Annotated in this window: 10 protein-coding genes and 1 pseudogene; 6 read left to right on the forward strand and 5 right to left on the reverse strand. The window is 69.1% G+C overall.

Going from position 1 to position 12,441, the window contains the following annotated elements:
- Positions 1-81: 81 nt before the first annotated feature.
- Positions 82-1,347 (reverse strand): beta-ketoacyl-[acyl-carrier-protein] synthase family protein, encoded by a 1,266-nt coding sequence (locus EEJ42_RS12685; RefSeq protein WP_123100058.1) that lies wholly within the window; start codon positions 1,345-1,347, stop codon positions 82-84.
- A gap of 465 nt (positions 1,348-1,812) precedes the next feature.
- Between EEJ42_RS12685 and EEJ42_RS12695 the strand changes: the two are divergent.
- Positions 1,813-2,229, forward strand: a pseudogene (locus EEJ42_RS12695) (MFS transporter); the annotation flags it as partial.
- A gap of 105 nt (positions 2,230-2,334) precedes the next feature.
- Here EEJ42_RS12695 and EEJ42_RS12700 read toward each other — a convergent pair.
- On the reverse strand, positions 2,335-3,015 hold the full coding sequence (locus EEJ42_RS12700) for a DsbA family oxidoreductase (protein WP_123100049.1): 681 nt from the start codon (positions 3,013-3,015) through the stop codon (positions 2,335-2,337).
- 355 nt (positions 3,016-3,370) lie between these two features.
- Positions 3,371-3,997: a TetR/AcrR family transcriptional regulator gene (locus EEJ42_RS12705; protein ID WP_246096411.1), complete on the reverse strand. Its 627-nt coding sequence runs from the start codon at positions 3,995-3,997 to the stop codon at positions 3,371-3,373.
- Positions 3,998-4,199: 202 nt separating this feature from the next.
- Between EEJ42_RS12705 and EEJ42_RS12710 the strand changes: the two genes are divergently transcribed.
- Positions 4,200-5,777: an MFS transporter gene (locus tag EEJ42_RS12710; RefSeq protein ID WP_342778280.1), complete on the forward strand. Its 1,578-nt coding sequence runs from the start codon at positions 4,200-4,202 to the stop codon at positions 5,775-5,777.
- 124 nt (positions 5,778-5,901) lie between these two features.
- On the opposite strand, the gene EEJ42_RS12715 is transcribed toward EEJ42_RS12710, so the two are convergent.
- Both EEJ42_RS12715 and EEJ42_RS12720 read right to left on the reverse strand, forming a co-directional pair.
- Entirely contained in the window at positions 5,902-7,527 is a 1,626-nt protein-coding gene (locus EEJ42_RS12715) for a multicopper oxidase family protein (RefSeq protein WP_123100051.1), read from the reverse strand.
- A gap of 94 nt (positions 7,528-7,621) precedes the next feature.
- A complete protein-coding gene (locus EEJ42_RS12720; protein WP_148081930.1) occupies positions 7,622-8,077 on the reverse strand; it encodes a hypothetical protein in 456 nt (151 codons plus the stop codon).
- Positions 8,078-8,427: 350 nt separating this feature from the next.
- Here EEJ42_RS12720 and EEJ42_RS12730 point away from each other — a divergent pair, with 350 nt between their 5' ends.
- The 4 genes from EEJ42_RS12730 to EEJ42_RS12745 form a co-directional block, all read left to right on the forward strand.
- Positions 8,428-9,777 (forward strand): ABC transporter substrate-binding protein, encoded by a 1,350-nt coding sequence (locus tag EEJ42_RS12730; RefSeq protein ID WP_123100053.1) that lies wholly within the window; start codon positions 8,428-8,430, stop codon positions 9,775-9,777.
- Positions 9,778-9,833: 56 nt separating this feature from the next.
- Positions 9,834-10,799 (forward strand): carbohydrate ABC transporter permease, encoded by a 966-nt coding sequence (locus tag EEJ42_RS12735; protein ID WP_123100054.1) that lies wholly within the window; start codon positions 9,834-9,836, stop codon positions 10,797-10,799.
- On the forward strand, positions 10,796-11,698 hold the full coding sequence (locus EEJ42_RS12740) for a carbohydrate ABC transporter permease (protein ID WP_246096413.1): 903 nt from the start codon (positions 10,796-10,798) through the stop codon (positions 11,696-11,698). Before EEJ42_RS12735 ends, EEJ42_RS12740 begins: the two co-directional genes overlap by 4 nt.
- Positions 11,695-12,441 (forward strand): zinc-dependent alcohol dehydrogenase (locus EEJ42_RS12745; RefSeq protein WP_246096415.1); only part of this gene is annotated, 747 nt, incomplete at its 3' end. The genes EEJ42_RS12740 and EEJ42_RS12745, both read left to right, overlap by 4 nt.

Genomic DNA, 12,441 nt, shown 5'->3' on the forward strand with positions numbered 1-12,441 from the left:
GTCAATCCGGAAAGGTCATGCCACCGCAACGAAGTCGACCTCGTGCAGCCGTCCAACGCACGACGCGGAGCAGTCCGGTCGTCACGTGGTGAAGATGAGACTGACGTTGTGTCCGCCGAACCCGAACGAGTTGGCCAGCGCAGCAGACCACTGACCGGTGCGCCGCTCACCGCGCACCACGTCCAGCCCCACGCGCGGGTCGAGGTCGTCGAGGTTGCGCGTGGCCGGCACCGTGCCGTCCTTGAGCGCGAACAGAGCGGCCATAGCGCCAACCGTTCCGGACGCGCCCATCATGTGACCGGTCATCGACTTCGTCGCCGTCACCGCGGCATGGCTGCCGATCACTCGGTCGATCGCCTCGGCCTCTGCCAGGTCACCGGACTCCGTGGAGGTGGCGTGGGCGTGCACGACCCCAATGTCCGCCGGGACCAGGCCGGCGTCGCGCAGCGCCAGCTCCATGGCGAAGGCCTGGCCTTCCGCGTCGGAGGCCGTGATGTGGTTCGCGCTCGAACTCACGGAACTGCCGGCCAGCGTGCCGTAGGCATGTGCTCCACGGGCCCGGGCGAACTCGTCGCGTTCGAGCACCATCATCCCCGCGCCCTCGCCCATGACGAACCCGGACCGCTTGACGTCGAACGGGCGGGACACGGTCTCCGGGTCCACGGACTGCGTCGACAGGGCCTTCATCTGGGCGAATGCCGCGATGGTGAAGGGGTGCAGGCATGCCTCCACCCCACCTGCGACGACCACGTCCGCCCGCCCGCTGCGGATCAGATCCTGCCCCAGGGCGAGGGCCTCTGCCCCGGACGCGCAGGCACTCACCGGAGTCCTGGCGCCTCCCTTCGCACCCAGGTCCATGCTCACCCGAGCAGCCGGCCCGTTGGGCATCAGCATGGGGACCGCGAACGGCGACAGCCGGCGAATCCCGGCGCGTTCGAAGACGTCGTCCTGCCCCAGCGTGGTGAGGACGCCACCGGTCCCCGTACCAATGACGACGGCGAATCGTTCCGGCTCGACCTGCGGAGCATCGGCGTCCTGCCAGGCTTCGCGCGCACTGAGGATGGCGACCTGCTCACCGCGGTCCAGCTTCCTGGCCTCGGTCCTCGGAAGCAGGGAGGCAGGGTCCACCGTGAGCCCGGCCGCAACGTGCACGGGCAGGTCCGCGGCCCACTCCTCCTCCAGGAAACGCACCCCGGACTTACCGTCCAGCAGCCCCGACCACGAGGACGGCGCATCGGCTCCCAGCGGGGTCATCGCACCGACGCCCGTCACCAGCACACGACCGTTACGGGTCACGCGAGCCTCCTTGAATTGTGTAGATGCTACATAGTGCCTGACTTGCCTCATGGAGATCATGTCAGTGTTCAGAAGGGATATCAGGGCGGGAGTCGACCCATTCGAAAGCGAGAGATTGTCCCATCCCAACAATTAGCGAGGTTGACCTCGTATTGGCCGCCGCCACGCGCCCGACCTCAACCCCGTCGAAGGGATCTGGTCCCTTCTGCGACGCGGACGGCTCTCCAAAGTCGCCTCCAGCGCCGGGCTTCGTCTCCTGGCACCGCGGCGGCGCCGCTTTCCGAGGAAGTGTTATGCACCGCGTGAAGGTGTTGCGGCCGACGGTCCCGGCGAGGCACCCCCTAGATCCACCCTTCGTTCCTTGCGAGCTGCTCGGCGGCCGCGGTCAGGAACGCACGCACAGCAGGCGTCGCTTCGTCGACGTGCCACACGAGGGCGAGGTCGAGGGTGGCGGTGGCGCCGGTCAGTTCGATCGCGGAGGTCGCGGCGAAGGCTTTGCCGGTCCGGGCGAGCATGGTGTCGGGCCGACTCGTCGCACGGCACGGACCCCGACGCCCTCTCCTCGTGGCAGGCATCGCCATCACCTCCAGCGGCACCCTGTTCGCCGCCTTCGACGGGCAGACCCACACCTGGTCCCTGATCCTGGGCTGCGCACTGTTCGGACGCGGCTTCGGCTTCGTCAACGCCCCCATCACCAACACCGCCGTCTCCGGCATGCCCGTCTCCCAGGCCGGCGTCGCCTCGTCCCTCGCCTCCACCTTCCGGCAGACCGGCAGCGTCCTCGGAGTCGCCGTGATCGGCGCCGTCCTCGCCTCCCGCATCGACCCCACCGCGTACGCCGACACCTACACCGCCGCAGCACGCCCAGCCTGGTGGATCATCGCCGGATGCGGCCTGACCGTCCTCGTCATCGGGCAACTCACCAACGCTCGCCGCACGCAGCAGGAACGACACGACAACGAGCCCCCACCCGTGCCACCCAGTCGGCGAACAACCGAAGGGCAACGGATACACCAGCGCGGTAGGGACGCCCGCTGCTCATGCGCTCTTGGTGAATTTGCCCTTCCAGGCGACGTCGAGTGCCCGCAGGAACGCCTCGACCGGCTGGGCACCGGATACGGCGTACTGACCGTCGAAGACGAAGAACGGGACTCCGCCGATGCCGAGTTGCCCGGCCTGCCGCACATCGGCGTCGACGTCGGCGTCGAACGCGCCGCTGTCCAGCGCCTCGTGGACGGCACTCCGGTCGAGGCCGATCTCCGCGGCCAGTCCGGCGAGGACGTCGTGGTCGCCGACATTGAGTCCGTCGGTGAAGTAGGCGCGGAAGAGCCGCTGGACCATGTCGTGCTGACGGCCCTGGCTCTCGGCGAAGTGGATCAGCCGGTGGGCGGCGCGGGTGTTGGTCGCGATCACGGAGTCGAGCCGGAAGTCCAGCCCGATCTGCGCGGCGCGAGCGGCGACCTGCGCGTTCATCGCCTCGGCCTGTGCCTTGGGGAAACCGCGCTCCTTCGACAGGAGTTCGTTGAGGTCGACGGCATGGTCGGTCGGCAGGTGCGGCATCAGCTGGAAGCTGTGGTAGCGGACCTCGACGTCGGAACCGTGGGGGAACCTCTCCAGGGCCTGCGCGAGCAGCGTGTCGCCGATGTAGCAGAACGGGCACATGATGTCGCTCCACACATCGACGACGAGCCGGCCCTCGGGGCGCTCGGGCGCGCTCATCAGGAGCACTCCCCGTCCACTGTGCACACGCCCGCGGTGTCGCCCGACGCGAGCGTCACGAATGTGGGACGCACCTCGGTCGCCTCAGTCCAGTCGTCCCGGTCAGGCGTGTCATCCGCGTGCACGGAGACGTTCCTCTGGCTTGATGCCATGTTCGACGTACCTCTTTCTGAGGAGTGCTACGCGGCGGTCTGCGGTGTCAGTGCCTCGGGGTGGAACGTGGAGTCGCTTTGACCCATGGGTCAACTTACCCTTCGGACGATAACACGTATCTTGACCCCAGGGTCAAGATGTATTGCCCGGGGATACCGGCTCTTTCCCCTGGCCAACGTGGCCAGATGCCCTCACGGGAGCGTCAGCTGGTGGGGACCGGCCGCAGGATGGAAGACAGCGTGCGGTCGAGGATGTCCGGGACGCTCTTGGTCTTGAGGTGCCGTGCGTCGGCCTCGGCGGCCGCCGCGTGCAGCAGGCTGTAAAACGTGGTCACCAGCCAGGTCAGCGGAAGGTCGGTGCGGAAGACCCCTTCCTCCTGGCCGCGAACCAGGACCCGCTCCACGCGTGCGAGAACCTTCTCGTGGTGGCTACGGCGACGAGCCGGGGCGATGACACCCTCGGAGGCCAGGAGCAGGAAGGCGTGGCGCTCCAGGATGTGCCAGCCGGACCGGACGAGTCGCGAGAACGCCTCGTCCGCGGGGCCCTCGTCCAGCCGCTGGGCCTCGAGCGCGGTATCGGCCTGCTGTACGGAATCTTCCAGCACGGCGTCCAGGAGTGCTTCACGGGACGGGAAGTGCGCGTACAGCGTGACCCGGCTGACTCCGGCCGCCTTCGCCACCGCGGTCAGGCTCACGTTCGGGTCCTGGCGGAAACAGTCGATGGCGGCGGCGATGATGGCCGCGATGCTGCGTTCCGCGTCGGCGCGTCGGCGCGGTTCGCCCCGTTCCGGTCCGGTGGTTCGGCGTACTTGGTTCTGCGACCTGGACATGGTGGGAGCGTATGTCACATCCTTCACGCCGCACCACGCAGTCGGTGACCCGCCCGGCCGCCTGGCCAGGGCCGTGCCCTGCGGCCACCGGGTCGGCCAGGGGTCGTCCACACCGGCAAATAACTTGAACAATGGTGTTCAGATTCGCTTGGACTTGCCCTAAGTTAACCCTGACAGCATTGTTCAAGTTAAGGAGTCTGCGGTGAACCCGGAGAGTCACACCCAAGGCGATGCGGTCGGGGCGGGACACCACGACGCGACGACCACGCAGCAGAGTCGGCCGGAGGCCACAAGCCACGGCACCCACGGGCACGGCCACGGGCACGGCCACCACGGCGAGGCGGCGGACGGCCCACCGGACCCGCGCCGCTGGCTGATCCTGGCGCTGCTGTGCATGGCGCAGTTCATGCTCATCGTCGACGTGACCGTCGTGAACGTCGCGCTCCCCACGATCGGCGCCGAACTCTCCCTCGACCCGAGCTCGTTGACGTGGGTGGTCACCGCGTACACGCTGTTCTTCGGCAGCCTGCTGCTGCTCGGCGGGCGGATCGGCGACCTCGTCGGCCGACGACGGATGTTCCTGGTCGGCCTGGCGCTCTTCACGACCGCCTCACTCGTCTCCGGACTGGCCGAAAGCGGTGGCGTGCTGATCGGCGCCCGCGCCGTTCAGGGCGTGGCCGCCGCCGTCATGTCGCCGGCGGCCATGGCCCTGGTCATGACCGTGTTCCAGGGCCCTGAGCGCAATCGCGCACTGGGCGTGTGGGCGGCGATCGGCGGCACCGGCGCGGCCTTCGGCGTGCTGATCGGCGGGGTGCTGGCGTCCGGGCCCGGCTGGGAATGGATCTTCTTCGTCAACGTGCCGATCGGTCTCGTGGTGCTGCTGGCGGTCCCCGCGCTGCTCAAGGAGCGGACGGTCGCCGTTCACGGGCACGGACACGGCCACGGCGAGGCACCGTCCGGGGTCGACCTACCGGGCGCACTGACCATGACGGCGACCCCTGCCCTGCTCATCTACGGGCTGGTACAGGCCCGCGACCACGGCTTCGGCGACCCGTCCGCCTGGCTCCCGCTGCTGGGCGCGGTGGTCGGTGCCGTGCTCTTCGTGCTGGCGGAGCGATCCGCGGCAACGCCCCTGGTACGTCTGCCCTTCCTCGCACGCCCCTCGATGGTGGGCGGCAGCCTGCTGATGCTCGCCGCGTCGGGCGTGCTGATCTCGGCGTTCTTCCTGTGCTCGTTCTACCTCCAGCACGTCCTGCGGTTCAGTGCGCTGCGCACGGGCCTGATGTTCCTGCCGGTCGCCATCGCCACCACCTTGGGCGCCCACCTCGCTTCGCAGGCCGTGGCGCGCCTGGGCTGGCGGGTGACGGCCGCCGCCGGCATGGCGCTCGCCGTGGCCGGGGCGCTGCTGCTGACCGACCTGGAGCGGGAGGGCAACGCATGGACCCAGGTACTGCCCGGCTTCCTGCTGCTCGCCTTCGGACTGGGCACGGGTTTCGTCTGCGCCATCACCAGCGCCATGCACGGCGTCGAGCACGCCGACGCCGGACTGGGCTCCGGCCTGGTGAACACCTGTCATGAGCTGGGCGCTTCGCTGGGGATCGCGGTGGTCGCCGCCGTCGCCGGCACCAGCCTCGAGGGTGGCACGGCGGCGTCGGTCGACGGCTTCGGCGGCGCGTTCCTCGCCTGCGCGGCCATCGCGGCGACGGCTGCCGTGGTCGGCCTGACGCTGTTGCCCAAGGGCAAGCCCGACCCCTCCGCCGGACCGATCATGGCCCACTGAGTCACCACGGAGTCGCACCCGCGCACCCGCGCACAGGGGCCGTGGCCCCGGCGGGCGAGCTACCCGCCGGGGCGGTTCACCGCACCGATCGAAGGTGCGATCCACAACTGGCGTTCCGGAGCCATCAGGCCCGATAGGCCACCAGCGCCATCATCCCGGCCTCCCCGTGGTAGGCGTTGTGGCAGTGCAGCATCCACCGGCCGGGGTTGTCGGCGTCGAAGATCACGGACAGCTTCTTCTTCGGCAGCACGATCGCGGTGTCCTTGCGGGGTCCGGAGCTCCCGAGCTGGTACGTGTGGCCGTGCAGGTGCATCGGGTGCCACATGCCCGTGCGGTTCGTGAAATCGAGCCGGACCCGCTGCCCTTCCTCGATCACGAGGGGGGCGGCCGTCGGATCGCTCATGTCGAACGGCTTGCCGTTGATGGCCCAGTTGTACTTCGTCATACCGCCGGTCAGGTCGATGCGGTGCACCCGGTCGACCTTCTTCGACGGCAGCCGGACGTTGTCCGCCGCGCGAAGCCGGGAGGCAGTCACGATCGCGCCGTTCAGTTCCTTCGGGCGGGCGGTGGCGTTCGGGGCCCTGCCGGAGCCGGTACGGACCAGGGCCATGCCGCCGGCGTTCTTCCCCTCGGCGAGTGCGACGAGCGGGAAGACGCCGTCGGCGAGCGTGACCAGCACGTCGTAGCGCTCGCCCATGCCGATCAGCAGGGCGTCGGCCCGCCGGTGCTCGACGGGGAAGCCGTCGGTGTGGGTGATGGTCATCTTGTGGCCGCCGAGCGCGACGCGGTAGGCGGTGTCGCCGCCCGCGTTGATGATCCGCAGGCGGACCCGCTTGCCGGGCTTGCCGGTGTAAACGTCCGGGTCGGCCGGGACACGGCCGTTGACCAGGTGGTACGGGTACTTCACGTCGCCGGCGTCCCCGCCGAGCAGATCGCTGTCGGCGCCCATCAGCATGAACTTCATCGACATGCCGTCACCGGAGGCGGACGCGGACGCGGACGGTGAGGCGCTCTTCCCGCCCTTGTCTCCGCTCATGTCCATCCCGCCCATGTCACCCATGTCATGGCCGCCCATGTCGTGGCCGCCCATGCCCATCCCACCCATGCCCCGCTTCAGTTCGGCGAAGACCTCGTCGGGTGTGCCGGTGACGCCGTCGACCCAGTCGTCCAGGACGACGACCCATTCGTCGTCGTAGGACAGCGGCTCGTTCGGGTCCTCCACGATCAGCGGCGCGTGCAGCCCGCGGTCGAGCTGGACACCGACGTGTGGGTGGAAGAAGTACGTGCCGGGGGTCTCGGCGATGAAGCGGTAGGTGAAGCTGGATCCGGCCCGAACGGCAGTCTGAGTGGCCGGGGGAACGCCGTCCATGTCGTTGCGCAGCGCGAGGCCGTGCCAGTGGATGGACGTGGCCGTCTTGTTCGGCAGTTGGTTGGAGAGCTCGGCGGCCACGGTGTCACCGGCCGACACCCGAACCTCCTTGCCGGGGGCCTGGCCGCCGAAGGCCCAGCTCTTGGCCATGACGCCGCCGCCGAGCTCCAGCATGGCGGGCGCGGCGGTCAGGGTCAGCTTGTGCACCGTGCCGGTACTGGTGCGCTTCTTCTCGGCGGCGGCCACGGCCGGGTCGGACGGCTTGACCAGGGCGGTGGCTCCGCCCGCTGCACCGCCGGAGCCACCGCAGGCGGCGAGCGCGCCCGCGCCCGCGATGCCGAGCCCGGTCAGCAGGACGGAGCGTCGGTTGATGCTGTTCACGATGGTGGTGTCCTCTTCTCGATGTGCCTTCTGTTCGGTCGCACGCGGGCACGGCTGATCGCGTCCACGGACGCGGAGCTGCCGTGGACGCGGCCTACAGGAGCAATCGAGAGAGAACGGAAAGGTCGGGCGGCGCCCGACTCACCGCGCCGGGAACGAAGCGACCCGTCGGGGTGGCGTGCGCGTGGCCCTCGCGGCCGCTCCAGGGCTCGTTCGGTGGCATGAACGTCACGCCGTCGACGCCGGCACTCGAGCAGTGCTGCATGGCCATGCCGGAACAGGCGCCACCGCCGTCACTGTGCGCGGCCGGAACGGAAGCCCGTGTCGGACCGTCGCTCCCGCCCCCGTCCGTGGACATCGTCGCCGAGGAGGCATGGGCCATGCCCGCCATACCGGTCATGGCGGTGGCACGCACCGAGGACGGGAAAGCAGTATTCGTCTCGTGGTGGAGGAGCACCGCGAGCGCGGCGAGCAGTGCGACAGCAGCGACCCGCGCCCAGCGGACGGCGCCACCGCGGGCGCGGTCCCGACCGGACTCGGCTGTCGTCATGGCTCCCATCCCTGCTCCCGGTGAACGACCCCGCCAATATACCCGGTAGGGGTAATGCTGGAAGAGCCTGTCATGACTACGCCCGAAACGGCAGCCTGGTTCGCCGGTCACGGCATGTGGTGGGCAACGGCATTCGCCCTCCTGGGCCTCGGCGGCGTGACGAGCGCCGCGTCGAGCGCCACGTCGCCTCGAGGTAGCGGATCACCGATAGATCCGGAAAGAACTTCTCGCAAGATGTGTTAACAACGGAGCGATCTCATGCTAATAATTCCGCCATCGACGACGCGTCCGATACCCCGGGGCAGCCCCTACTCCGATTCCCCTCCCACCCGCACGAGAGGTCCCCCGTCATGCGATCGACCAGATACGCCCTCGTCGCCGGCGCCGCAGCCACCGCCCTTCTCGCCACTTCCTGTTCCGGAGCCGGAGCCGGCGGATCCTCGGGCGGAGGCAAGAGCATCAACGTGCTGATGGTCGGCAACCCGCAGATGGAGGACGTCGCGAAGCTCACGAAGAACACGTTCACGAAGGACACCGGCATCAAGGTCAACTTCACCGTGCTCCCCGAGAACGAACTGCGCGACAAGGTCACCCAGGACATCGCCACCCAGGCCGGTCAGTACGACGTCGCCACCATCGGGGCCTACGAGGTACCCATCTGGGAGAAGAACGGCTGGTTGCACGAGCTCGGCTCGTACGCCGACAAGGACACCGGCTTCGACAAGGCCGACCTGCTGAAACCGATGGTGCAGTCCCTGTCCGGCTCGGACGGCAAGCTCTACGCCCTGCCGTTCTACGGCGAGTCGTCCTTCCTCATGTACCGCAAGGACGTCTTCGCCGCGAAGGGCCTGAAGATGCCCGAGCACCCGACCTGGCGGCAGGTGGCCAAACTCGCCGCCAAGGTCGACGGCGCGGAGCCGGGCATGAAGGGGATCTGCCTGCGTGGCCTGCCCGGATGGGGCGAGCTCGGCGCGCCGCTGACGAGCGTGGTCAACACCTTCGGCGGCACCTGGTTCACCAAGGATTGGAAGGCACAGGTCAACAGCGGGGGCTTCAAGAAGGCCACCCATTTCTACGTCGATCTGGTCCGCAAGCACGGCGAGGCGGGCGCGGCGCAGTCCGGGTTCACCGAGTGCCTGAACGCGATGAGCCAGGGCAAGGTCGGCATGTGGTACGACGCCACCAGCGCGGCCGGTTCCCTGGAGGACCCGAGCACCAGCAAGGCCGCGGGCAAGATCGGTTACGCGTACGCGCCCGTGGAGCGGACCAAGTCCAGTGGCTGGCTGTGGTCCTGGGCGTGGGCGATGCCGAAGACCACCAAGAAGGCCGATCTCGCCGCGAAGTTCATGCTCTGGGCGTCCAGCAAGAAGTACGAGAAGCTCGTCGGCCAGAAGCTGGGCTGGTCGAGGGTGCCCGCGGGGAAGCGGGCCAGCACCTATGAAATCCCCGAGTACAAGAAGGCGGCAGGCTCGTTCGGCGACATCACGCTGCGGTCCATCGAGCAGGCCGATCCGTCCGACCCCGGCGTCCAGCCGCGGCCCACGGTGGGCATCCAGTTCGTCGCCGTTCCCGAGTTCCAGGACCTCGGCACCAAGGTGACGCAGGAGATCTCCGCCGCCATCGCCCGCAAGACCAGCGTGGACAACGCGCTGAACGACGGCCAGAAGCTCGCCGAGGACGTCGCCGAGAAGCACAGGTGAACCACTCCCCCGGCCTCGCCACCCCACCCCCGGCCGCCGACGGCGGAGGAAAGCCCATGACGACGCTCACCCACGCCCCCAAGAAGACCATGCGACCACCTGCCCGCCGCCCGCTCGGGGCCGCAGGCATCCGGAGGTGGCGGCGGCGCTTCCCGCTGCTGCCGGCGCTCGTCTTCACGATCATCGTGACCCAGTTGCCCTTCGTGGCCACGATCGTGATCTCCACGTTCCAGTGGAACATCCTCGAGCCGGGCGAACGCCACTTCACCGGCCTGTCCAATTACGAATTCGTCTTCACCGACGAGCGGCTGCGTCACGCGGTGCTCAACACCGTCGTCCTCACCGCCTCCGTGGTCGTCATCAGTGTGGTCCTCGGGCTGGGCCTGGCCCTGCTGCTCGATCGCCGCTTCCTCGGCCGGGGCCTGGCCCGCACCCTGCTCATCGCACCGTTCCTGGTGATGCCGGTCGCCGCCGCGCTGCTGTGGAAGCACGCCCTCTACAACCCCGACTACGGGCTCCTCAACGGCGTCCTGAACGCCGTCTCCCGGCTGTTCGGCGCCGAGCACGGCCCCGCGGTCGACTGGGTGTCGTCCTACCCCATGCCCGCTCTGGTGATCGCGCTGGTGTGGCAGTGGACGCCGTTCATGATGCTCATCCTGCTGGCCGGTCTCCAGGCCCAGTCCGGTGACGTCCTGGAGGCCGCCGAGGTCGACGGGGCCTCCGCGCTCCAGACCTTCCGCCACCTCACGCTGCCGCACCTGCGGCAGTACATCGAGCTGGGCATCGTGCTGGGCTCCATCTTCGTGGTGCAGACCTTCGACGCCGTCTACACCATCACGCAAGGCGGGCCCGGCTCCCAGACCACCAACCTGCCCTACGAGATCTACCTGACCATGTTCCGCAAGTTCGAGTACGGCCAGGCCGCGGCCGCCGGCGGCGTCGTGGTGATCGGCTCGATCGTCATCGCCACGTTCGCCCTGCGGGTCGTCGCCTCCCTGTTCCGTGAGGAGGTGTCCCGATGATGGCCACGAACGTCACCACCGCCCCGGCAACGTCCGGCACCATCATCCAGAAGCTCCGCCGCCGCGGGCGCCCGGAGGATCCGGGTCAGCCCACGCGTCTGTCGCCGCTGTGGACCTTCGTCGCGTGGCTGGCCACCCTGGCCTTCTTCGCGCCGGTGGCCTGGATGGTGCTCACGTCGTTCCACCAGGAGTCCGACGCGGCGACCAATCCGCCCAGCCTGTTCGCGCCACTCACCCTGGACCAGTACGCGCTGCTGCTGGGCCGGGACATCACCCCGTACCTCCTCAACTCGGCCATGGCCAGTGTCTTCTCGACCCTGCTGGTCCTCGTCCTGGCGGTGCCCGCGGCCTACGCGCTGTCCATCAAGCCGGTCGAGAAGTGGACCGACGTGATGTTCTTCTTCCTGTCCACGAAGTTCCTGCCGCTCATCGCGGCGCTGCTGCCGGTGTACATGATCGTCAAGGACGTCGGCATGCTGGACAACGTCTGGACACTGGTCGTCCTCTACACCGGGATGAACCTGCCGATCGCCGTGTGGATGATGCGGTCGTTCCTCGCCGAGGTGCCCAAGGAGATCCTGGAAGCGGCCGAGGTCGACGGCGCCGGGCTGCCCACCGTACTGCTGCGGATCGTCGCGCCGGTCGCCATGCCGGGGCTCGCCGCCACCTCGCTGATCTGCTTCATCTTCAGCTGGAACGAGTTCATGTTCGCCGTGAACCTCACCGCCACGAAGGCGTCCACCGCACCCGTGTTCCTGGTCGGCTTCATCACCAACGAGGGCCTGTTCCTGGCCCGGCTGTGTGCGGCGGCCACGCTGGTGTCGCTGCCCGTTCTCATCGCGGGAATCGCCGCCCAGGACAAGCTGGTCCACGGCCTCTCCCTGGGAGCCGTGAAATGACCGCCCGAGCCGACCTGGCCACCCGAGCCGAATGGAACCCCGCCACCATGACCCAGCAGATCCGCCGCGTGCTCGTCCGGTCGATCGAGGACATCACCATCGAGCGGGTGCCCGCCCCCGTTCCCGAGGACCACGAACTCCTGGTGCACACCAGGGTCGTCGGCATCTGCGGCTCCGACACCCACGCCGCGGGCGGCCACCACCCGTTCATCGACCTGCCCTACCGTCCCGGCCACGAGGCGGTCGGCGTCGTGGCCCGGGCGGGAAAGGGAGCCGGGGCCTTCGCCCCAGGCGACCGGGTGATCGTCGAACCGAACCTGTACTGCGGCACGTGCGCCCAGTGCCGCTCCGGCCGTTACAACATCTGCCGGGAACTGAAGGTCTTCGGCTGCCAGACGCCCGGTGCCATGACGGACCTGTTCACCATCCCCGCCGACCGCGTCCACCGTGTCCCCGAGGGCATGTCCGACGTCGAGGCCGCCCTCGTCGAGCCGCTGGCCACCCCGGTGCACGCCGTGGCCAAGGCCGGTGACCTCACCGGACGCAGCGTGGCTGTCCTCGGCGCCGGCCCCATCGGCCTGTTCACCCTCCTCGCCGCCCGGCACGCGGGCGCCGCCCGGATCGCCGTCACGGACCCGCTGGAGGGCAAGCGGGAACGAGCGCTCCGCCTCGGCGCCGACGCGGCCCTGCCCGCCGGCGCGCCCGCACTGGTCGCACGGGCCCGCGCGGCGCTGGGCGGGCCC

Source organism: Streptomyces botrytidirepellens, from assembly GCF_003721215.1.
Classification (GTDB): domain Bacteria; phylum Actinomycetota; class Actinomycetes; order Streptomycetales; family Streptomycetaceae; genus Streptomyces; species Streptomyces himastatinicus.